This is a genomic window from Streptomyces sp. NPDC007991 (assembly GCF_042958445.1).
Classification (GTDB): Bacteria; Actinomycetota; Actinomycetes; order Streptomycetales; family Streptomycetaceae; genus Streptomyces.
The window spans coordinates 667,469-688,226 of the sequence record NZ_JBIBJD010000003.1 but is presented as its reverse complement, the minus strand read 5'-3'; the positions used below and the strand labels follow the sequence as shown (position 1 = coordinate 688,226).

16 protein-coding genes are annotated in these 20,758 nt (G+C 71.0%); 12 read left to right on the top strand and 4 right to left on the bottom strand.

All coding sequences use genetic code 11. From position 1 onward, the window contains the following. Positions 1-162: 162 nt before the first annotated feature. Positions 163-426 carry a WhiB family transcriptional regulator gene (locus ACFZDA_RS11640; protein ID WP_010034659.1) on the bottom strand — a complete coding sequence of 88 codons (264 nt, stop codon included), beginning with the start codon at positions 424-426 and terminating at the stop codon, positions 163-165. Positions 427-1,085: 659 nt separating this feature from the next. On the opposite strand from ACFZDA_RS11640, the gene ACFZDA_RS11635 reads away from it, so the two are divergent. The 4 genes from ACFZDA_RS11635 (at position 1,086) to ACFZDA_RS11620 (ending at position 5,090) form a co-directional block, all read left to right on the top strand. Then, positions 1,086-1,595 carry a cupin domain-containing protein gene (locus ACFZDA_RS11635; protein ID WP_391078488.1) on the top strand — a complete coding sequence of 170 codons (510 nt, stop codon included), beginning with the start codon at positions 1,086-1,088 and terminating at the stop codon, positions 1,593-1,595. 118 nt (positions 1,596-1,713) lie between these two features. Beyond that, on the top strand, positions 1,714-2,673 hold the full coding sequence (cofD, locus tag ACFZDA_RS11630; protein ID WP_391078485.1) for a 2-phospho-L-lactate transferase: 960 nt from the start codon (positions 1,714-1,716) through the stop codon (positions 2,671-2,673). Between the two features lie 62 nt (positions 2,674-2,735). Further along, positions 2,736-3,998, top strand: coding sequence for a coenzyme F420-0:L-glutamate ligase (locus ACFZDA_RS11625; protein WP_391078585.1), 1,263 nt, complete (start codon positions 2,736-2,738; stop codon positions 3,996-3,998). Positions 3,999-4,067: 69 nt separating this feature from the next. Continuing rightward, entirely contained in the window at positions 4,068-5,090 is a 1,023-nt protein-coding gene (locus tag ACFZDA_RS11620) for a DNA-3-methyladenine glycosylase family protein (RefSeq protein WP_391078482.1), read from the top strand. Between the two features lie 159 nt (positions 5,091-5,249). Here the strand turns inward: ACFZDA_RS11620 and ACFZDA_RS11615 are convergent, their stop codons facing one another. Both ACFZDA_RS11615 and ACFZDA_RS11610 read right to left on the bottom strand, forming a co-directional pair. After that, positions 5,250-6,332, bottom strand: a complete 1,083-nt coding sequence (locus ACFZDA_RS11615; protein WP_391078480.1) for a sugar phosphate nucleotidyltransferase — start codon at positions 6,330-6,332, stop codon at positions 5,250-5,252. A gap of 136 nt (positions 6,333-6,468) precedes the next feature. Further along, positions 6,469-7,941 carry an N-acetylmuramoyl-L-alanine amidase gene (locus tag ACFZDA_RS11610; RefSeq protein WP_391078478.1) on the bottom strand — a complete coding sequence of 491 codons (1,473 nt, stop codon included), beginning with the start codon at positions 7,939-7,941 and terminating at the stop codon, positions 6,469-6,471. Between the two features lie 150 nt (positions 7,942-8,091). Between ACFZDA_RS11610 and ACFZDA_RS11605 the strand changes: the two genes are divergently transcribed. The 6 genes from ACFZDA_RS11605 (at position 8,092) to ACFZDA_RS11580 (ending at position 17,560) form a co-directional block, all read left to right on the top strand. Then, the gene (locus tag ACFZDA_RS11605; protein ID WP_391078475.1) at positions 8,092-8,847 is read left to right on the top strand and encodes a TIGR03089 family protein; all 756 of its coding nucleotides are present in this window, start codon (positions 8,092-8,094) and stop codon (positions 8,845-8,847) included. 245 nt (positions 8,848-9,092) lie between these two features. Next, on the top strand, positions 9,093-10,226 hold the full coding sequence (locus ACFZDA_RS11600) for an LCP family protein (protein ID WP_391078472.1): 1,134 nt from the start codon (positions 9,093-9,095) through the stop codon (positions 10,224-10,226). Positions 10,227-10,466: 240 nt separating this feature from the next. After that, positions 10,467-12,242, top strand: coding sequence for an LCP family protein (locus tag ACFZDA_RS11595; RefSeq protein WP_391078469.1), 1,776 nt, complete (start codon positions 10,467-10,469; stop codon positions 12,240-12,242). A gap of 75 nt (positions 12,243-12,317) precedes the next feature. Beyond that, positions 12,318-13,976 (top strand): LCP family protein, encoded by a 1,659-nt coding sequence (locus ACFZDA_RS11590; RefSeq protein ID WP_391078466.1) that lies wholly within the window; start codon positions 12,318-12,320, stop codon positions 13,974-13,976. A gap of 173 nt (positions 13,977-14,149) precedes the next feature. Further along, positions 14,150-15,877, top strand: coding sequence for an LCP family protein (locus tag ACFZDA_RS11585; protein WP_391078463.1), 1,728 nt, complete (start codon positions 14,150-14,152; stop codon positions 15,875-15,877). Positions 15,878-15,967: 90 nt separating this feature from the next. Further along, the gene (locus ACFZDA_RS11580) at positions 15,968-17,560 is read left to right on the top strand and encodes an LCP family protein (RefSeq protein WP_391078460.1); all 1,593 of its coding nucleotides are present in this window, start codon (positions 15,968-15,970) and stop codon (positions 17,558-17,560) included. A 49-nt stretch (positions 17,561-17,609) separates the two neighbouring features. On the opposite strand, the gene ACFZDA_RS11575 is transcribed toward ACFZDA_RS11580, so the two are convergent. After that, positions 17,610-18,653: a glycosyltransferase gene (locus ACFZDA_RS11575; protein ID WP_391078457.1), complete on the bottom strand. Its 1,044-nt coding sequence runs from the start codon at positions 18,651-18,653 to the stop codon at positions 17,610-17,612. A gap of 247 nt (positions 18,654-18,900) precedes the next feature. Between ACFZDA_RS11575 and ACFZDA_RS11570 the strand changes: the two genes are divergently transcribed. Both ACFZDA_RS11570 and ACFZDA_RS11565 read left to right on the top strand, forming a co-directional pair. Next, positions 18,901-20,262, top strand: a complete 1,362-nt coding sequence (locus tag ACFZDA_RS11570) for an LCP family protein (RefSeq protein ID WP_391078582.1) — start codon at positions 18,901-18,903, stop codon at positions 20,260-20,262. Between the two features lie 122 nt (positions 20,263-20,384). Next, positions 20,385-20,750, top strand: a complete 366-nt coding sequence (locus ACFZDA_RS11565; RefSeq protein WP_391078454.1) for a four-helix bundle copper-binding protein — start codon at positions 20,385-20,387, stop codon at positions 20,748-20,750. The last annotated feature ends 8 nt before the right edge of the window (positions 20,751-20,758 follow it).

Genomic DNA, 20,758 nt, shown 5'->3' with positions numbered 1-20,758 from the left:
GGACTGCGGTGGACGCCTGCGACCGGTGGGGGCAGCGGGGCGTCTCGGACGAGCGACCACACTATCGGCTGTGCAACAAGGGGGCCCGCCGCCTGTGGACAACCACCTGCGACGGGCCGTGAGAACCGTGCGTGCGTACGGTTTTCGGATTCGGGGTGCCGGTCAGACGGCGGCCTTCTTCAGCCGGCGGCGCTCCCGCTCGGACAGGCCGCCCCAGATGCCGAATCGCTCGTCGTTGGCGAGGGCGTACTCGAGGCACTCGGAGCGGACCTCACAGGCGAGGCAGACCTTCTTGGCCTCCCGGGTCGAGCCGCCCTTCTCGGGGAAGAAGGACTCGGGGTCGGTCTGGGCGCACAGTGCGCGCTCCTGCCAGCCGAGTTCCTCGTCCGCGTCGTCGACCAGCAGTTGCTGCACCGTCTCGGTCATGTGCGCCCCTCGTCTGTCTTTCGCGTCCCCGTGATCTAGCCGTTACCGATTCCGGCTGAACGACACGAGTGAAATTACAAGTGTGCTGCTCCGGGCGAGTCAAGCCGAGATCTGCTATTGAGCCCCTTATTCACTCTGCGGAACCAAGCCCAAGCGGAAAGTGTTCAAATCACCATAAAACCTGACACACCAACGGAGCCCGCAGGAGCTCGCGTCGTCCGCCGGACCCCTTGCAGACCCTTACGAAGAAGGACGCCCAGAGGTTCGATCTCGTTCCGGCACGCACCACGAAGCGAAGCGGATCACATTCGGATCACAACTACGCAACGGGGTTTCGTGCGCCCGGTTGGACGCCATGTGTCCCGGGCGGGCCATGGACAAACCTTTCATCTGAGTGAACGACCGGATGAGGTGAACCACATCCCACAGGGTGGGTGCCGAGTTGACAGTGACGGTGTGAACCGGTGTCCTTGTGGGCATGCTCGCGAACTCGGCACTCACCTCGACCCGCACCGCCGGGTCCCACGGTGCTGCCCGCGCTCGCTGTAGCTGTTGCTGTTCCGGCTGTTGAGCTCCATCTGCTCCAGCTGAGGGCCGAGCCGCCCGCTCTCGGTCCCTGTTCCCTCTGACCTTCTTTCACTGAGGAACCACCACCACCCATGAACAGCGACAGCGACCTCCAGATCGCCGGCGACATCCTCGAAGTCCCGCATCTGCTCCAGGCCCCGCGCGAGCACCCGGCGACCGTCGCCGAGTTCGTCGGACTCGCCCGCTCCATCGCCGCCGACCGCTCCCAGTGGGAGCACCTCGTCCGGTACGACGCGACCAGCCGCTGGTACCACCGGCTGCGCACCGGCCCGGGCTACGAGGTGTGGCTGCTGTCCTGGGTGCCCGGGCAGGGCAGCGGGGGGCTGCACGACCACGGCCGCTCCTCCGGTGTGCTGACCGTGCTGGACGGCACCCTGACCGAGCGCACGGAGCGGGGCACGCGCGCGTTGCGGGCAGGCGCGCAGCGCGTTTTCGCGCCGGGGTACGTGCACGAAGTCGTCAACGACGCACTGGAGCCGGCGGTCAGCCTGCACGTCTACTACCCGGGCCTGACGGAGATGCCGATGCACACGGCCCAGCACTGCGAGGCCCGGACCCTGCCGGGTGCCGTGAACGCCTGACGGTTGGTGCGACATAGCTGACCGGTTGCCGCGACATGCCTGACCGGTCGGCGTGAGGGCCTGACCGGTTGCCGCAGCCGCCGACCGGTTGTCACCGGCGCCTGCAAGACTGGCTTCCATGCGCATTGTGGTTCTGGCAGGCGGCATCGGTGGTGCCCGGTTCCTGCGTGGTCTGAAGCGTGCCGTGCCGGACGCGGACATCACGGTCATCGGCAACACCGGGGACGACATCCACCTCTTCGGGCTGAAGGTCTGCCCGGACCTGGACACGGTGATGTACACGCTCGGCGGCGGCATCAACGAGGAGCAGGGCTGGGGGCGCGCCGACGAGACCTTCCACCTCAAGGAGGAACTCGCGGCGTACGGCGTCGGGCCCGAGTGGTTCGGCCTCGGCGACCGGGACTTCGCCACGCACATCGTGCGGACGCAGATGATCGGCGCCGGGTACCCGCTGAGCGCGGTGACCCAGGCGCTGTGCGACCGGTGGCAGCCGGGCGTGCGGCTGATCCCGATGTCCGACGACCGCGTCGAGACCCACGTGGCCGTCGAGGTCGACGGTGAGCGCAAGGCCGTCCACTTCCAGGAGTACTGGGTGCGGCTGCGCGCCTCGGTGCCCGCGGAGGCGATCGTGCCGGTCGGTGCCGACCAGGCGAAGCCCGCGCCGGGTGTGCTGGAGGCGATCGCCGAGGCGGACGTGATCCTCTTCCCGCCGTCCAACCCGGTCGTGTCGATCGGCACGATCCTCGCCGTGCCCGGTATCCGGGAGTCCATCGCCGACGCCGGGGTGCCGGTGGTCGGCCTGTCCCCCATCGTCGGTGACGCGCCCGTGCGGGGCATGGCCGACAAGGTGCTCGCCGCCGTGGGCGTCGAGTCGACCGCGCCGGCGGTGGCCGAGCACTACGGCTCGGGCCTGCTGGACGGCTGGCTGGTCGACACGGTGGACGCCGGCGTGGTGGAGCGGGTCGAGGCCGCCGGGATCCGCTGCCGGGCCGTGCCGCTGATGATGACCGACGCCGAAGCGACCGCGCGGATGGCGCGGGAGGCCCTGGCACTGGCGGAGGAGGTGCGGGGAGCGTGAGCGGCGAGGTCCCGGAGAACCGGCAGGGTGCCGACGGGTACCGGGTGTGGGCCCTGGGCGGGATGCCCGAGGTCACGGCCGGGGACGACCTGGCCAAGCTGATCGCGGCCGCCGAGCCCGGTCTGGCCGACGGGGACGTCCTGCTGGTCACGTCGAAGATCGTGTCCAAGGCGGAGGGCCGGGCGGTCCGGGCGGCCGACCGGGAGGCGGTCATCGACGCCGAGACGGTCCGCGTGGTCGCCCGGCGCGGCAGCCTCCGGATCGTCGAGAACCGGCAGGGCCTCGTCATGGCCGCGGCCGGCGTGGACGCGTCCAACACCCCTGCCGGGACGGTGCTGTTGCTGCCCGAGGATCCGGACGCCTCCGCCCGCGCGATCCGCGACGGGCTGCGGGACATCCTCGGCGTCGACGTCGGTGTCGTCGTCACCGACACGTTCGGGCGGCCCTGGCGCGCGGGGCTCACGGACGTCGCGATCGGCGCCGCCGGGGTGCGCGTACTGGACGATCTGCGCGGGGGCACGGACGCGCACGGCAACCCGCTCAGCGCCACCGTCGTCGCCACCGCCGACGAACTCGCCGCGGCCGGCGACCTGGTCAAGGGCAAGGCGGCCGGGCTGCCCGTCGCCGTGGTGCGCGGCCTGCCGCACGTGCTCGCGCCGGGCGACGGAGAGGGAGCGCGGGCCATGGTCCGCGGCGCGCGCGACGACATGTTCCGGCTCGGCACGTCGGAGGCGGTACGGCTGGCCGTGACCCAGCGGCGCACGGTCCGGGCCTTCACGGACGAGCCCGTCGACCCCGGCGCGGTACGGCGGGCGGTGGCCGCGGCCGTGACGGCGCCGGCGCCGCACCACACCACCCCCTGGCGCTTCGTGCTGCTGGAGTCCGAGGAGTCGCGGACGCGGCTGCTCGACGCCATGCGCGACGCGTGGATCGCCGATCTGCGGCGGGACGGCAAGACGGAGGAGTCCATCGCCAAGCGGGTGCGCCGCGGGGACGTCCTGCGCAACGCGCCGTACCTCGTCGTCCCCTGTCTGGTCATGGACGGCTCGCACACCTACGGCGACGCGCGGCGCGACGGGGCCGAGCGGGAGATGTTCGTGGTCGCCGCCGGTGCCGGCGTGCAGAACTTCCTGGTCGCGCTGGCCGGGGAGCGGCTGGGCTCGGCGTGGGTGTCCTCGACGATGTTCTGCCGGGACGTGGTGCGCGAGGTGCTGGGACTGCCGGACGACTGGGATCCGATGGGCGCGGTGGCGGTCGGGCATCCGGCGCAGGAACCGCGTCCACGGCCGGAGCGGGATGCGGGGGCCTTCATCGAGGTGCGGTGACCGGCGCCGGCCGGCGCCTACGCTCGTAGGGCTCCTCTCGCTTCGCATCGCTTCCCAGGGACTTCACTCATGGCAGGACGGTTCGCTCCCCGGCCCCCTACGCGTACGACGGTGCGCGGCGGGCATGCCGGCGTGGCCGGGGGCGTGCCGCGGCAGACGGCCAGGCCGGCGCAGGCCTCGGGGCCGGGGCGGGTGCGCGACTGGGCGCCGGACGGGCCGCTGGATCTCGGGCTGGTGCTCGGGCCGCTGCGGCGCGGGCCGGGTGATCCGACGTTCCGGGCGATGCCGGACGGGTCCGTGTGGCGGGCCTGCCGTACACCCGCCGGGCCCGGGACGCTACGGGTGTGCGCGTACGGCGGCGGGGTGCGCGGCCAGGCCTGGGGGCCCGGGGCGCAGTGGTTGCTGGACCGGTTGCCGGAGTTGCTCGGGGCCGCCGACGACCCGTCCGTGTTCGTGCCCCGGCACCGGCTGGTGGCGCTGGCCCGGCATCGGCGGCCGGGGCTCAGGCTGACGCGGAGCGGGCTGGTGCTGGAGTCGCTGATCCCGTCGATTCTGGAGCAGAAGGTCACGACCGATGAGGCGTATCGGGCGTGGCGGTTGCTGGTGCGGAAGTTCGGGGAGCCGGCGCCCGGGCCCGCGCCCGGGCGGATGTGTGTGATGCCGGCGCCTCGGGAGTGGGCGTTGATCCCGTCGTGGGAGTGGCATCGGGCCGGGGTCGACAACAAGCGGGCGTCGACGATTCTGCGTGCGGTTCGGGTGGCCGGGCGGCTGGAGGAGGCGGCCGGGATGGAGCCGGGGGCGGCTCGGGCGCGGTTGGAGCTGGTGCCGGGGGTGGGGCCGTGGACGTCGGCGGAGACGGTGCAGCGCAGTCATGGGGCGCCGGACGAGGTGACCGTGGGGGATCTGCATCTGCCCCGGATCGTGGGGTGGGCGCTGGCCGGGGACCGGGATGCGGACGACTCGGTGATGCTGGAGTTGCTTCGGCCGTATGCGGGGCAGCGGCATCGGGCGGCTCGGTTGATTTTGCTGAGCGGGGTGGTGCCGGGGCGGAGGGCGCCGAAGATGCCGCATTGGGATATCGGGGCTTTGTGATGTGCTGCCCGGTTCTGGTGCTGCCCGGTCTCTGGTGCTGCGGCGTGAGGGCCGGGGTCGGGTGGGTCCGCACCCCGGCGGAGCGGGGTGCCGCCGCGCCCACCCGTGCCGCCCCTGGCGGCACGCATGCCCGCAGCCAGGGCCCGCTCGCGCACGTGCCTACTGGTCCGATGAGAAGCGGACCGCTCCTGCGGGGATTTGGGCGTCGCACCAGATGCGGGCGCCGTCGCGGAGTTCGTTGTCGGGGCCGATGACCGCGCCGTCGCCTATGACCGTGCCGGTGAGGACGGAGCGTTCGCCGACGCGGGCCCGGGTGCCTACGAGGGAGTCGGTGATGACCGCACCGGGCTCGATCACGGCGCCCGACAGGATCGTACTGCCGAAGACGCGGGCGCCCTCCGCGACGAACGCGCCCTCGCCGACCACCGTGCCGCCGGACAGCTTCGCGTCGGCCGCGACCGTCGCCGTCGGCAGGACCAGGCGGTCGCCGCAGCGGCCGGGGACCGCCGGGGACGGAGCCCGGCCCAGGACCAGGTCCGCCGAGCCCCGGACGAACGCCGCCGGTGTGCCCAGGTCCAGCCAGTACGTCGAGTCGACCATGCCCTGGAGGTGCGCCCCGGCGCTCAACAGGTCCGGAAACGTCTCGCGTTCCACAGACACCGGCCGGCCCTGCGGGATCGTGTCGATGACCGAGCGGCGGAAGACGTACGCCCCCGCGTTGATCTGGTCGGTGACGATCTCCTCGGGCGTCTGCGGCTTCTCCAGGAACGCCAGGACCCTGCCCGTGTCGTCCGTGGGGACGAGACCGTAGGCGCGCGGGTCCGTGACCTTGGTGAGGTGCAGGGAGATGTCCGCGCCCGTCGACTCGTGGGTGCCGACCAGGGCCCGGATGTCGAGGCCCGTCAGGATGTCGCCGTTGAAGATCAGCACCGGGTCGTCGGGGCCGGAGTGCAGCCGGGAGGCCACGTTGCGGATGGCGCCGCCCGTGCCCAGGGGCTCCTCCTCCGTCACGTACTCCAGGTGCAGCCCCAGCGCGGAACCGTCGCCGAAGTACGGCTCGAAGACCTCGGCCAGATAGGACGTGGCGAGGACGATGTGCTCGACGCCCGCCGCTCTCGCCCTCGCCAGTTGGTGCGTGAGGAAGGGCACCCCGGCCGCCGGCACCATGGGCTTGGGCGTGTGCACCGTGAGCGGGCGCAGCCGGGTGCCCTTGCCGCCGACCAGGAGGATCGCTTCTGTCACGTGTCGTCTCTGCTTCCTGCCGGGACCGGTCGAACTGTCTTTCGGCCGGTCAGTGTATGCAGACCGTTCCGTGGCGCCTTCGCCGGCCGTGCGGCATTTCCGCCCGCTGCCCCCGAGGGCGGTGAACGTGTGTGTCTCAGCGGCCCTGGTACTGAGCCGCCTTCGAGCGGACCGAGCCGAGCTTGCTGTAGAGCTTCCGCCCCGGGCACTCCGTGATGAAGCCGTCCCGGTGCCCGGAGATCACGTTCAGTCGCACCTTCTTGCCTTTTCGGTAGAGATTGCTCCCCCCCGACGTCAGGTAGGTCTTACCCCGCGGGTTGACGCCGTACAGGCCCAGCTTCCACGCGGTGAGCCGGGCGACGGCCCGGATGGAGGCGGACGACGGCTTCTTGGAGCCGTACGACCCGAGGACGGCGATCCCCATGCTGTTGCTGTTGAAACCAAGGGTGTGCGCGCCGAGGACCGGCCTGGCCACGCCACCGGCCCGGCCCTCGTAGATCTTTCCGCACTTGTCGATGAGGAAGTTGTAGCCGATGTCCCGCCAGCCCATGCTCTTGACGTGGTAGCGGTAGATACTGCGGATGAGTGACGGGGACTGCGAGCAGCGGTAGTTGTTGCCGCTGGCCGTGTGGTGCACGAAGGCCGCCTTGACCTTCTTCGTGTACCGGAAACCCCGCTCGCGCAGCCCCTCGTCCGCGCCCCAGCCGCGCCGCGTGACGATGCTCGGGCGCGGGCCGGCGTACGGTTTCGCCCGCTGCTGCTCCGTCAGCTCGCCGGCGTCGAGGGCGAGGGACGCCCGCTCGGTCTCCGTGCGGTTCAGTGCCCGGATCGCGAAAGCCCCGAGGGGCGCCAGGCGGGCGTTGACGGCGGAGGCTTCGGTGGCCACGGAGTTCCCGCCGGCGAGGCCGGCCGCGCGAAGGCCGTCGGCGCGAAGGCCGGCGGCGGAGGCGTCGGGCGGTGGGGCGTCGTCGCCCGGGTCGACGAGTTCGAGGCGGAGGCCGGAGGGGAGCGGGGGCGCGGCGGGCAGGTTGCGGGTGCCCGTGGCGTGGTCCGCGGAGTCGTCTGCCGCGCTCTCGGGTGCGGAGCGGACGCGGAGTTCCACGCCGTCGGAGTCGCCGACCCACAGCGGTGCCGTGGCGCCGCGAACGCCGAAGGCCCTCTCGGGGGTGTCCGGATCGGCCGCGTGGTCGCCGTTGTGCGTCTCGACGTCCTGCCAGCCCGACCAGGTGCCGGTGCCGGCGGCGCGGGTGCGGACCTGGACGCGGCCGTGCAGTTCGGCCGCCGGGTCGTCCCAGACGACGCCGACGAGGGAGAAGTGGCGTACGGCCCGGGGCGTCAGACCCTGCTCGGGGGCGGTGGGGGTGGCGCGGTCGCGGGTGAGGTGTTCGAGGGGGAGGGACTGGGTGCTGCCAGGGGCGTACGGTTCGGCCGCGCGCCGGCTGGTGAGGCTCTTGTCCGGTGTCCCCGCGTGGGGCGCGGGTCTCGCTGCCGTGGCGGCTTCCGTGGTCGGCGCCGGTCTCGCCGTCGCCGCGACGGCGGGCGGAGTGAGCGGAAGGGCCAGAGCGGCCGCACAGGTGACACCGATCGAAGAAGCAAGAAATCCGTGCATGCCCCTGATCTTGGACATAGTCCTATAAGCCTGTCCATTTGGGATTTGACGGGCCGTCGGTCCGGTTCGGCCGAACCGGTGGCGGAATCGCGTCGGGGCGGGGGCCGGAAGCGTTGGGCGGAGGCTGGGGCGCCGCGTACGCTTGCGCGGGTGAACGCCACCGATCGCACCCCTGCCGACCTGCTGAATTCCGCACTCGCCGCGGATCCGGGACGCCCCCTGGTGACCTTCTACGACGACGCCACGGGCGAACGTGTCGAACTGTCCGTGGCCACCTTCTCCAATTGGGTGGCCAAGACCGCCAACCTCCTCCAGGACGAGTTGTCCGTCGAGCCCGGGGACCGGGTGGCGCTGTTGCTGCCCGCGCACTGGCAGACGGCGGTGTGGCTGCTGGCGTGTTCGTCGGTGGGAGTCGTCGCGGACGTGTCGGGGGACGCGCGGGCGGCCGATGTCGTGGTGAGCGGGCCGGACGGGCTTCAGGCGGCGCGGGCGTGTTCCGGGGCGCGGATCGCGATGGCGCTGCGGCCGCTCGGGGGGCGGTTTCCGCAGGCACCCGAGGGGTTTGCCGACTACGCGGTGGAGGTGCCGGGGCAGGGGGACCGGTTCGCGCCGTACGCGCCGGTGGATCCGGACGAGCCCGCGCTGATCGTGGCGGGGCGGGAGTTCAGCGGGGCCGAGGTGGTCGAGCGGGCTCGGGCGGAGGCGGCGGGGCTGGGGCTGACGGGGCCGGGGTCCCGGATTTTGTCGGGGTTGCCGTATGACACGTGGGAGGGGCTGAACGCGGGGTTGTACGCGCCGTTGGCCACGGGGGGTTCTGTGGTGCTGTGCCGGCATCTTGAGCAGGCCGGGGAGGGCGTGCTGGACAAGCGGGTGGAGAGTGAGCGGGTTACGGCTATCGCCCGGTAGGGCCTGTGCCCGAGGCACCGGGGGGGGGAGGCACGACTGCCCGCGGCTGGGCCCGTTGCCCCGTTCAGCCCATCCCCACCCCACCCCCACCCCTCATCCACGCCACAGTCGTAGGAGCAGTGCGCGCGCACGTTCGTACGTCGTGAGGGGTGGTCTCTGTCGTGGGCGACAGCGGGAGGCTTGGGCCGGGGGCGGGAGCCTCCGCCAGTGGGCCGGGGCTGGTGCGGCGGCGTCGGCGGCGGTGGATGCGGATCGGGGCGTTCGGCGTCGCCGGTGTCGTCGTCGCGGCCGCCGGGGCAGGCTGGGCCGTGTACGCGAAGCTCAGCGGGAACATCACGCCCGACGAGGCCGCCGCCGCGGAGCTCGCGCGGTACGAGAAGGAGCGGCCCACCTCGCTGGTCAAGGGCGCGCGGAACATCCTGCTGATCGGATCCGACTCACGCCAAGGGGACAACGCGCGCTACGGGCGTGACTCCGGGACCGAGCGGTCGGACACCACGATCCTGCTGCACCTGTCCGCGGGCCGGGGCAGCGCCACCGCGGTCTCCCTGCCCCGGGACCTGATGGTGAACGTGCCGGGCTGCCGGCGCCCGGACGGGTCGCGCAGCGCGCCCCGGTTCACCATGTTCAACCAGGCGTTCCAGGTGGGCGGCTCGGCCTGCACCATCCGGACCGTCGAGAAGCTCACCGACATCCGCGTCGACAACCACGTCGTCGTCGACTTCCACGGCTTCAAGGAGATGGTCGACGCGGTCGACGGGGTGGAGGTGTGCCTGCGGGAGCCGATCGACGACCGGGCCGCCAAGCTGCGGCTCCCCGCCGGGCGGGTGACCCTCGACGGCGAGCAGGCGCTGGGCTATGTCCGCGCCCGCAAGACGCTCGGTGACGGCAGTGACACGGAGCGGATGGAACGGCAGCAACGATTCCTCGGGGCACTCGTCAACAAAGTACGCAGCAATGACGTCCTGCTGAATCCGGTGAAGCTGTATCCGGTGCTGGACGCCGCCACGTCCTCTCTCACAACCGATCCGGATCTGGCCAGCCTTCGCGGTTTGTACGAACTCGTGCGCGGGCTGCGCGACATCCCCATGAAACGTGTGCAATTCCTGACCGTTCCCCGGGAGTCGTACGCGTACGACGCCAATCGCGACCAACTCGTGGAGCCCGAGGCGGAGAGGTTGTTCGAGCGGTTGCGTACGGACACACCCGTGGTGGTGGCCGGGAAGGTTCCGCGTGGTTCCGCCCCGCTGAGGCCTACCGATGCGCGTGACGGGTCGTACGGGGATTCGCATCCGGGGCCGTTCACCGGGCCTGCCGTCACCGTTTCTCCGCCACCGACGTTCCGGGGGAACACGGCAGCCGAGGACACCTGTGAGTAAAGCGGGCACCAAGGCCACTCCAAAGCAACGGACTCTTCACCCAGGAAATGGGCGAATTGCCCAGGTGTAGGGACGTGCAATGCGTCACCGTCGTCGCTCGGCACTGAACTGGGCCGTTAATGTGAGCGGTCCGGTGCGCCCGGCTCTGAGGACGGTCCTGAGGTCGCGCACTGTGTGACCGAGACCCGGGTGCCTTGGAGGGGGAGGCGCCGCGTGCCCCGACGGAGGAAACAGACGACCGTGGACGCGCAAGGCCGTGGGCGGGCGGACGATATCGATCCCGCAGACCAGTGGGTACTCAATCCGAACACCGGCGATTACGAACTGCGACTGCCCCCTTCCGCACCGCAGTCGGGTGTCCCCAGCCCTCGCAGGCCACCGGCCCCCGCCGGCGCCCCCCCGGCGCGCGGCCGTAGGGATGCCGGCGGCCGTAGGGACGCCGGCAGTCGCACGGACGCACCCGGCCGCCCGCGGCCCGAGACGCCCGGCCGCGGTGCCCCGCCGCGCAGGCGCCGCGGGGCGCCCGAGGAGCCGCTGCCGGGCCGGCGCGGGCGGCGGCCCGCCAAGAAGGCCGCGAAGGGCAAGAAGGTCCTGCTGTGGACCGGCGGCGCGATGGCGTTCGTGCTGGTCGCCGGTGCGGGCGCCGCGTACTTCTACATCGAGCACCTGAACAACAACATCGCGTCCGTCTCCGACGACGGCGCGAGCACCGGTGGCTTCCAGAAGGACAAGGCCATCAACATCCTGCTGATCGGCACGGACAAGCGCACCGGCAAGGGCAACGAGAACTACGGCGACGCGGGCAGTGTCGGGCACGCCGACACCACGATCCTGCTGCACGTCTCCAAGGACCGTTCGAACGCGACCGCGCTCAGCATCCCGCGTGACCTGATCGTCGACGTGCCGGACTGCCCGACCACGCAGGAGGACGGCTCGCAGAAGATCATCCCCGGCACACAGAAGGTCCGCTTCAACACCAGCCTCGGCCAGGACGGCCGTACGCCCAGTTGCACCATGCGGACCGTGACCGAGCTGACCGGGGTCAAGCCGGACAACTTCATGGTGGCCGACTTCAACGCCGTCAAGACGCTGACCAGCGCGGTCGGCGGGGTCGAGGTCTGTCTGGGCAAGGACATCGACGACCCGGACTCACATCTGAAGCTGTCGAAGGGCACGCACACCATCGAGGGCGAGCAGGCACTGGCGTTCGTGCGGACCCGGCATGCCGTCGGCTTCGGCGGCGACCTGAGCCGGATCGGGCTCCAGCAGCAGTTCCTGAGCGCGCTGATGCGCAAGCTGAAGTCCAACGACACGCTCACCAGCCCCTCCAAGATGCTCGACCTGGCCGAGGCGGGCACGAAGGCCCTGACCGTCGACTCGCAGCTGGACAGCATCGGCAAGCTGAAGGACCTCGGTCTGGAGCTGGGCAAGCTCAACACCAAGAACCTGACGTTCACCACGACCCCGGTGATCGACAACCCGGCGGAGAAGGTCAAGAGCACGGTCGTGCTGAACGAGTCGACGGCCCCGCAGGTCTTCGACATGATCAAGAACGACGTCTCCTTCACCGCGGTCAAGGACAAGAAGAAGAAGGAGGCGGCCGCGGTGGCCGCCCGCCTGAAGGGCAGCAAGGCCCCGGCCTCCGAGGTCCGGGTGCGGATCCTCAACGGCGGTGCCGATCCCGGCAGCGCCCAGGAGACGCTCAGCTGGCTCCAGGTCGAGGAGGGCGTGACCAAGTCGGAGAACGCCGGCAACGCGCCCGCCGAACTGGCGAAGACCACGCTGGAGTACGCCCCCGACCAGGCCGACCAGGCACGCCGCCTGGCCGACATCATGGGTCTGTCCGGGTCGGCGATGAAGCCGGGCGAGAGCGTGGAGAACGCCCAGGGGCTGCCGGCGATGACGCTGACCCTGGGCAAGGACTTCAAGGGTGCGGGCGCTTCCCTCACCGCTCCGTCGAAGGCGCCGGAGGGTGTTCAGAAGTCAACGGCGGACAAGGTCGAGTGCGCCGAGTGACCTGACGGGCCTGCCGTACGTCTCACAGGGCGTACGGCAGGCCTTGTCGGGTGACACGGGGGTGGGGAAGAGCAGATGGCACAGAGCAGCAGTGTGTACGGGGAGGGGACGAAGCCTGGGGCCGTCCCGGGCGGTCCGGTCCCGGGCGGCCCTGGTGACCCGGGCGGTCCGGCCGGGCGGGGCGACGGGCATCGCCGGGGAGGCCGGCGGTCCGGCCCCGGTCGCGGGGGCCGCGTCCTGCGCTGGTCGGCGGCGTCCCTCTCCGTGCTGATCCTCGCGACCGCCGGCGCCGGCTACCTCTACTACGAGCACCTCAACGGCAACATCGAGAAGGGCCGGCGCAGCAGCGGCGACTCCAAGGCGACGAAGGCCGCTCCGAACGCGGCCGGGCAGACGCCCCTGAACATCCTGCTGATCGGCTCCGACAGCCGTGCCTCCGACGAGAACGTGAAGCTGGGCGGCGCGCGCAAGGACCGCGGCAATCCGCCGCTGGCCGACGTGCAGATGCTCATCCACCTGGCCGCGGACCGCAAGAGCGCCGCCGTGGTGAGCATTCCACGCGACACCCGGGTCGACATACCCAAGTGCACCGACCCGAAGACCGGACGGACCTACCCGCCGGTCAACACGATCATCAACACCTCGCTGGCCCGGGGCGGAGCGGGCTGCACGCTGGCGACCTGGGAGAACCTCACCGGGGTCTACGTCGACCACTGGATGACGATCGACTTCGCGGGCGTGGTGAAGATGGCCGACGCCATCGGCGGGGTCGAGGTGTGCGTGCGGCAGAACGTGTGGGACCGCCCGCTGCCCGGCGTGCCCGGCGGCTCGGGTCTGAAGCTGACGGCCGGCCGGAAGAAGGTCCAGGGCGAGCAGGCCCTGCAGTGGCTGCGGACCCGGCATGCCTGGGGCAGCGACCCGCTGCGGGCCAGGGCGCAGCACATGTACATGAACTCGATGATCCGCACGCTCAAGGCGCAGAACGTCTTCACCGACACCGGCCGGCTGACGGACCTGGCCGAGGCGGCGACCAAGTCGCTGCACGTGTCCGAGGAGCTCGGCACGGTGAAGAAGCTGTACGACCTGGGGATGCAGCTGAAGACGGTCCCGACGGACCGCATCACCATGACGACACTGCCCACGGTCGAGGACCCGAAGGACCCCAACCACCTGGTCCCGGCCGGCGCCGACGCCGACCGGGTGTGGGACATGATCCGCGACGACGTGCCCTTCGACGGCAAGGGCGGGAAGACGGCCAAGACCGCCAAGACGTCCAAGGCGGCCAAGGCGGCCGAGACGTCCAAGGATCCCGCCGCGGCGGACGACGCGATCGGTGTCCTGGTGCAGAACGCCACGCGTTCGGCCACCCTCGGCCCGGTGACCGGCCGCGCGGGCGCCATCGCGCGGGCACTCGTGGCGAAGGGCTTCACGAAGGCCGCCGCGGACACCTCGGGCGCACTGTCCGAGGAGCGGACCCTGGTGCGCTACCCGAGCGCCGAACTGGCGGGCGACGCCGCGCGGGTCGCCAAGTCGCTGGGGCTCCCGGCGAGTTCGGTACGGCGGTCGACGGACGTCTCCGGCGTCACGGTCGTCGTGGGCGCCGACTGGCGTACGGGTACGGCCTATCCGAAGCAGCCGGCTCCGAAGGCCGGGGACCTGCCCGGCGACGTGGACGCCCTCAACGGCTCGGACACCGGCACGTGCATGGACGTGTACGCGCCCTACCGCTGGTAGCGAAATTGGGCGGGATTGCCCATATGTATGGACGTTGAATTTGTCATTCAGCGCACACGGGCGTTCAACTGGGCGGATAGTGTGAGCGATCCAGTGCTTCTGTGATGACCAGTACCCGTGCGCCTTCCGGGGGGAGAAGGCGCCGCGTGCCCCGACGGAGGAAACAGACAACCGTGGACGCGCAACGCCGTGGCCGGGGGGACCAGATCGACCCCGCAGACCAATGGGTACTCAATCCGAACACCGGCGAATACGAACTGCGACTGAATCCCTCCGGAACGCAGTCGCCGGAGTCCGGAACACGCGGCTCCACTCCCCCGGGGAAAGCGGGCGGATCCGCTCCCCCGGCGAAAGCGAGCGGCACCCGCACCGACGTTCCGCCTCAGCGCCGGCGGCGCGGTGCGCCCGAGGAGCCGCCGCCCGGGCGGCGCGGTGGCCGCCGGCCGGTGCGGCCAAAGCCCAAGAAGGGCAAGAAGGTGCTGATGTGGACCGGCGGCACGATGGCGTTCGTGCTGGTCGGGGCCGGCGGGGCCGGCTACTTGTACCTCCGGCACCTGGAGGGCAACGTCACGACGACCGACATCGGCAGCGCGGGCGCCAGCAACTTCAGCAAGGACGAGGCCTTCAGCATCCTCATCATCGGCACGGACAAACGCACCGGTGAGGGCAACGAGGGCTACGGCGACAAGGGCAGCTCCGGGCACGCCGACACCACGATCCTGCTGCATGTCTCGAAAGACCGCTCCAACGCGACCGCGCTCAGCATCCCCCGGGACCTGATCGTGACCATCCCCGACTGCCCGACGAAACTGGAGGACGGCTCGGAGAAGGTCGTCCCGGGCCAGCGGGGCGTCCGCTTCAACAGGAGCCTCGGGGAGAACGGCCGGGACCCGGGCTGCACCATGCGCACGGTGAAGGAGAACACCGGCATCCAGGTCGACCACTTCATGATGGCCGACTTCAACGCGGTGAAGACACTGACGACGGCGGTGGACGGGGTCGACGTCTGTGTGGAGAAACCGGTCAACGACAAGGACTCCAAACTCGTCCTGCCCGCGGGCGAGTCGAAGGTCGAGGGCGAGCAGGCCCTCGCGTTCGTCCGTACGCGCAAGAGCTTCGGCAACAGCGGTGACCTGGACCGGATCAAGGTGCAGCAGCAGTTCCTGGGCTCGCTCATACGCAAGATGTCCTCCAGTGACACCCTCACCAGCCCCTCGAAGCTGCTGAAGCTGGCCGAGGCCGCGACCAAGGCGCTGACCGTGGACCAGGCCATCGGCAACGTCGGCACGCTCAAGGACATCGCCCTGGAGCTGAAGAAGGTGCCGACGAAGAACATCGCCTTCACGACGGTGCCGGTGGTGGACAACCCGGCGGAAACGGTGAAGGCGACGGTCATCCTCAACCAGTCGAAGGCTCCCCAGCTGTTCGACATGATCAAGAACGATGTCTCGCTCACCGAGGTCAAGCAGCGCAAGAAGAAGGAGAAGGACGCCGAGGCAGCCCGGCTGAAGGGCAGCAAGGCCCCGGCCTCCGAGGTCCGGGTGCGGATCCTCAACGGCGGTGCCGACCCCGGCAGCGCGCAGAAGACCCTCCAGTACCTCCAGGTCGAGGAGGGCGTGACCAAGTCCGAGAACGACGGCAACGCGCCCGCCGAACTGGCGAGGACCACGCTGGAGTACGCCCCCGGCCAGGCCGACCAGGCCCGCCGCCTGGCCGACATCATGGGCCTGTCCGGTTCGGCGATGAAGCCCGGTGAGAGCGTGCGCAACGCCCAGGGGCTGCCCGCCATGACCCTGACCCTCGGCAAGGACTTCAAGGGCGCCGGCGTGAAGCTCGACGCCCCGGTCGAGACGGCGGACGTGGACAAGTCAACCGCCGACAAGGTGAACTGCGCGAGTTGACCCGCTGAGGGCAACTGACAGGCCCGTCATGCGTCTAACAGGAGGCAGGACGGGCCTGTCGCGTGCGCGGGGGGCGGGAAGGACCGGGAAGTGACGCGGAGCGGTGTGCGGGAGAACGAGTCGCGGCAGGGCGTCCGCCGGGAACCGGGCCCGGGTGACACCCCGTCGGCGACGGGCGGCAGGCCCGGCGGCGAGGGGACGCGCCGGCGTCCGAGGCGGCTGCTGAGGTGGTCCGCGGCCGTGCTCGCCGTCCTCATAGCAGGGACGGCCGGCGCCGGATACCTCTACTACCGGCACCTGAACGGCAACATCAAGAAGGACGCCCTGAACCTCGGCGACCACAAGGTCGCCGCGCCGACGCCGAACGCCGCCGGGCAGACCCCGCTGAACATCCTGCTCATCGGCTCGGACGCGCGGGACAGCAAGGAGAACCAGAAACTCGGCGGCGCCCGTGAGACGTTCGGCGCCGCGCCGCTGGCGGACGTGCAGATGCTGCTGCACCTGTCCGCCGACCGCACCAACATGTCGGTCATCAGCATGCCCCGCGACACGCTCGTGAAGATCCCGAAGTGCACCGACCCGGACGACGGGGAGGTGTACCCGGAGTCCCAGGGGCGGAGGATGACCAACCAGAGCCTCGGACACGGCGGCCCGGGCTGCACGGTGGCCACCTGGCAGGAGCTCACCGGCATCCACATCGACCACTTCGTCATGGTGGACTTCGCGGGCGTGGTGGCGATGGCCGACGCCGTCGGCGGGGTCCCCGTGTGCGTCGACGCCAACATCCACTCCCGCACCTCCGACGGCAAGGGCTCGGGCCTGAAGCTGGAGAAGGGCACCTCGTACATCCAGGGCGAGCAGGCCCTGCAGTGGCTGCGCACCCGCTACGGCTTCGAGGACGGCAGCGACCTCGCCCGCGCCAAGGCCCAGCACATGTACATGAACGCGCTGGTCCGCCGGCTGCGCGAGAACGCCACCTTCAGCAGCCCGAACAAGCTCCGCAGACTGGCCGAGGAGGCCACCCGGGCGCTGACGGTCGACCCGGGCCTCGACACCGTCAAGAAGCTCTACGACCTCAGCGACGAGCTGCGCAAGGTCGAGCCGGCGCGCATCACCATGACCACGATGCCCAACCGGTACGTGGGCGCCCGCGTGGAACCCACACAGGACGCCGAGCAGTTGTTCCGGCTGGTGCGGGACGACATCGCGCTGGACGGCAAGGACAAGGACAAGAAGAAGGCGGAGGTGAAGGCCTCCACCGACCCGGCCGCGGCCGACGACGAGATTCCCGTCCAGGTCCGCAACGGCACCCGGACCGACACCCTGGCCGCGGCGCGCGGGCGCGCGAGCACGGTGGCCGGGCTGCTGACGGAGCAGGGCTTCGCCCAGGCCGTCGCCGACACGAACGACTCCTGGAGCGAGGAGCGGACCGTCGTCCGCTACCCGAACGCCGACCTGGAGGGCGACGCGCAGCGCGTCGCCAAGGCCCTGGGAATTCCCCTGAGTTCGGTCAAACGGTCGACCGGCGTCTCAGGTGTCACGCTCGTCGTGGGCGCCGACTGGCGGGAGGGCGCGGACTACAAGGCGCCGAAGCGGGACGACCGGACCCCGAAGTCGGCCGACGCGCTCAACGGCGCGGACGACAAGGCCTGTATGCACGTGAACCCGAACTTCACCTGGTGACGGCAAACGGGCCCCTCCCGCGGAGGAAGGGGCCCGTGAGCGCGCCCGGTCAGCTCGTGGTCGCGTCCGCGTCCGCCCGGACCGCCGGACGCCGGGACGCGATGACCTTCTTCGCCAGAGACCGCGGGCTGGTCAAAAAGCCCCAGCCCCACGACATGTGCATGGTGGCCAGCGCCACGGGGATCTGGAGCCGCGCCTTCAGCGGCAGCCCCCGGCCCGCCGGGACGGAGCCGAGCAGGATCGCCGCGAGATAGCCGCCGGGCACGACGAAGCCCCACGGCGTCAGCAGCGCGCCCACCAGGGTGCCGGCCGCGATCGCGCACACGGCGGTCGGCGGGGCGAGGTAGCGCAGGTTGATCGAGCCCTCGTGGAAGCGGGCGACGACATGCCGCCATCGGCCGTAGTCCTTGTACTGCTTGGCGAGCGCCTTCACGCTCGGCCGCGGCCGGTACGACACCCTCAGCTCCGGCGAGAACCAGATGAGGCCCCCGGCCTCCCTGATCCGGAAGTTCAGCTCCCAGTCCTGGGCGCGGATGAACTCCACGTTGTAGCCGCCCTGCTGTTCCAGCGCCTCGCGCCGGAAGACCCCGAGGTAGACGGTCTCGGCCGGGCCCGCCTCGCCGCCCGTGTGGAAGGAGGCGTTGCCGACACCTATCTTCGAGGTCATCGCGGCGGCGACGGCGCGCTCCCAGTCGTTCTCGCCCTCGGCGTGCATGATGCCGCCGACGTTCTGCGCGCCGGTCTCCTCCAGGAGCCGTACGGCGGTGGCGATGTAGTCGGGCGAGAGCATGCCGTGTCCGTCGACGCGGACGACGATCGGGTGGCGGGAGGCGTTGATCGCCGCGTTCAGCGCCGCGGGCGTACGGCCGGTCGGGTTGGGAACGGTATGCACGCGCGGGTCTTCGGCCACGAGTTCGGCGGCGATCTCGTCCGTGCGGTCCGTGGACGGACCGAGGGCGATCACGACCTCCATCTCGCCGGCGTACTCCTGCGCGAGGATCGCTTGGACTGCTCCCCGCAGATGCCGTTCCTCGTCGAGGACGGGCATGATCACGGAAACGGCGGGGAGCCGCACGTCGGGATTGGCGTTCATAGGGGCCTCACGTTACCGCGAACGGGGGACACCGGTGCGCGCCGCAGGGGCGGTACCGCGGGCCGCAGATCGTATCGGCCTACGGTTTCACGGATCCCACGCACGGCCGTCGTCCGGAGGTGTCCCCTTGCCCACGCCGCGGTCCCCTCGGTCCACCGCCGCCCCGCAGCGCCGCCCGCGGCCCTCCCCCGGGCGCGCCCCGCGCAGGCCCACGCCGCCCGCACGGCGCCGGAAGCCGCGCTGGGGCATGCGGGTGGTCACCACCCTGTCCGTGGTGGTCCTCGCGTCCGCCGGTATCGGGCACGCCGTGATGACCAGCCTCGACGCGGACATCACCCGGGTCGACCCCTTCAAGGACATGAAGAACCGGCCGCGGGCGGGCCACGGCATGAACGTACTGCTGGTCGGCACCGACGGCCGCGAGAAGATCAGCAAGGAGGACCGGCGGAGGTACAGGCTGGGCGGGACACCCTGCCACTGCACCGACACGATCATGATCGTGCACATCTCGGCGGACCGGGAGCGGGCGAGTGTGGTGAGCCTGCCGCGCGACTCGTACGCCGTGACGCCCGCGCACGTCGACCGTACGACGGGCAAGCGGCACCGGGGGCACCCGGTCAAGCTGAACGCGGCGTACGCCGAGGGCGGGCCGCAGCTGACCGTGCGGACGGTCGAGAGCATGACGAAGGTGAAGATCGACCACTATCTGGAGGTCGACTTCACCAGCTTCATGAGGACGGTGGACGTGGTCGGGGGCGTCCGGATCTGCACCCCCGACCCACTGAAGGACAGCTACACCGGCCTGAACCTCCCGGCCGGGCGGCACACACTGGCCGGCGGGCAGGCGCTGCAGTACGTACGCGCCCGGCACGTCGACGGGGCCTCGGACCTGGGCCGGATGAAACGCCAGCAGCACTTCATGGCGGCGCTCGTGGAACGGATCACCTCCTCGGGGATCCTCCTGAACCCGATGAAGTTCCGGGACGTGACGCGGGCCGTGCTCGGCTCGGTGCGGGCCGACAAGGGCTTCGGCACGGACCAGATGCTGGACCTGGGCCGGGCCATGCGGAACTTCTCCCCCTCCTCCTCCGAGTTCACGACCGTCCCGATCGGGCGGATGGGATTCGCCGTGAAGGGCGTCGGCTCGACGCTGAAGTGGGACCCCGTGAAGGCGGAGCGGCTCTTCCGCGCCCTGCGCGAGGACCATCCGCTGTCCGTGCACCGGGCGCGCGACGCGGCCCGGATCGTCTCGGTCGCCCCGCAGCAGATCCGCGTCCAGGTGGAAAACGGCACGCGCACGCCCGGGCTGGGCCGCCGAGTGGACGCGGCCCTGGCCTCCACGGGCTTCAGAACGACCCGGGCCCCGGTGAACGCCGCCGTCCGCGACGTCAGGCGCACGATCGTCGCCCACGACCCGCGCTGGGACCGCTCGGCCAAGTCCCTCGCCATGGCCCTGCCGGGCAGCGAACTCCGCCCGGTCAAGGGCCTGGGCCCGACCCTGAAGGTCATCGCGGGCACGGATTTCGAACGCGTGCGCAAGGTCCGGGCCGAGGACCCGGGGCAGGGCGAGTTCGGGGTGGTACGCGGAGACGAGGTGGCGTGCCGGTAGGGGCCGCGACGCGCACATGGCGGATTGGTTCCTTCCGCCCCGTGGCGGTGGGACCCCGGCAGGCGTAGGACGGAAGAGCACGAGGGCCGATTCCCGGCTCTCGCCGTCCCCCGGGAGGAATCATGACCCAGCAGCCCGCCACCATGACACCGCTGAGCAAGGAGATGCAGGAGTGCGTCCAGGCGTGCATGACCTGCCACAGCGTGTGCGAGGAGACCATGAGCTCCTGCCTGCAGATGGGCGGCCAGGCCCAGATGCAGATCATGCGCGCGGTCATGGACTGCGCCGAGATGACGCGTCTGTGCGCCGACATGATGATGCGCCGCTCGCCGCTGTCGCCCGAGATGTGCGCGATGTGTGCCCGGGCCTGTGACATGTGCGCCGAGGCGTGTATGTCCATGCCGGACGACGCCCAGATGATGCGCTGCGCCGAGGCGTGTCGCCGCTGTGCCGAGACGTGCCGGTCGATGTCGGCCGCCGCGATGTGAGGACCGCC

Bases quoted from the DNA above. Each gene is read 5' to 3' on its own strand.
- ACFZDA_RS11640 (WP_010034659.1), bottom strand. From the start codon at position 426: ATGACCGAGACGGTGCAGCAACTGCTGGTCGACGACGCGGACGAGGAA.
- ACFZDA_RS11635 (WP_391078488.1), top strand. From the start codon at position 1,086: ATGAACAGCGACAGCGACCTCCAGATCGCCGGCGACATCCTCGAAGTC.
- cofD (WP_391078485.1), top strand. From the start codon at position 1,714: ATGCGCATTGTGGTTCTGGCAGGCGGCATCGGTGGTGCCCGGTTCCTG.
- ACFZDA_RS11625 (WP_391078585.1), top strand. From the start codon at position 2,736: ATGCCCGAGGTCACGGCCGGGGACGACCTGGCCAAGCTGATCGCGGCC.
- ACFZDA_RS11620 (WP_391078482.1), top strand. From the start codon at position 4,068: ATGGCAGGACGGTTCGCTCCCCGGCCCCCTACGCGTACGACGGTGCGC.
- ACFZDA_RS11610 (WP_391078478.1), bottom strand. From the start codon at position 7,941: ATGCACGGATTTCTTGCTTCTTCGATCGGTGTCACCTGTGCGGCCGCT.
- ACFZDA_RS11600 (WP_391078472.1), top strand. From the start codon at position 9,093: ATGCGGATCGGGGCGTTCGGCGTCGCCGGTGTCGTCGTCGCGGCCGCC.
- ACFZDA_RS11590 (WP_391078466.1), top strand. From the start codon at position 12,318: ATGGCACAGAGCAGCAGTGTGTACGGGGAGGGGACGAAGCCTGGGGCC.
- ACFZDA_RS11575 (WP_391078457.1), bottom strand. From the start codon at position 18,653: ATGAACGCCAATCCCGACGTGCGGCTCCCCGCCGTTTCCGTGATCATG.
- ACFZDA_RS11570 (WP_391078582.1), top strand. From the start codon at position 18,901: ATGCGGGTGGTCACCACCCTGTCCGTGGTGGTCCTCGCGTCCGCCGGT.
- ACFZDA_RS11565 (WP_391078454.1), top strand. From the start codon at position 20,385: ATGACCCAGCAGCCCGCCACCATGACACCGCTGAGCAAGGAGATGCAG.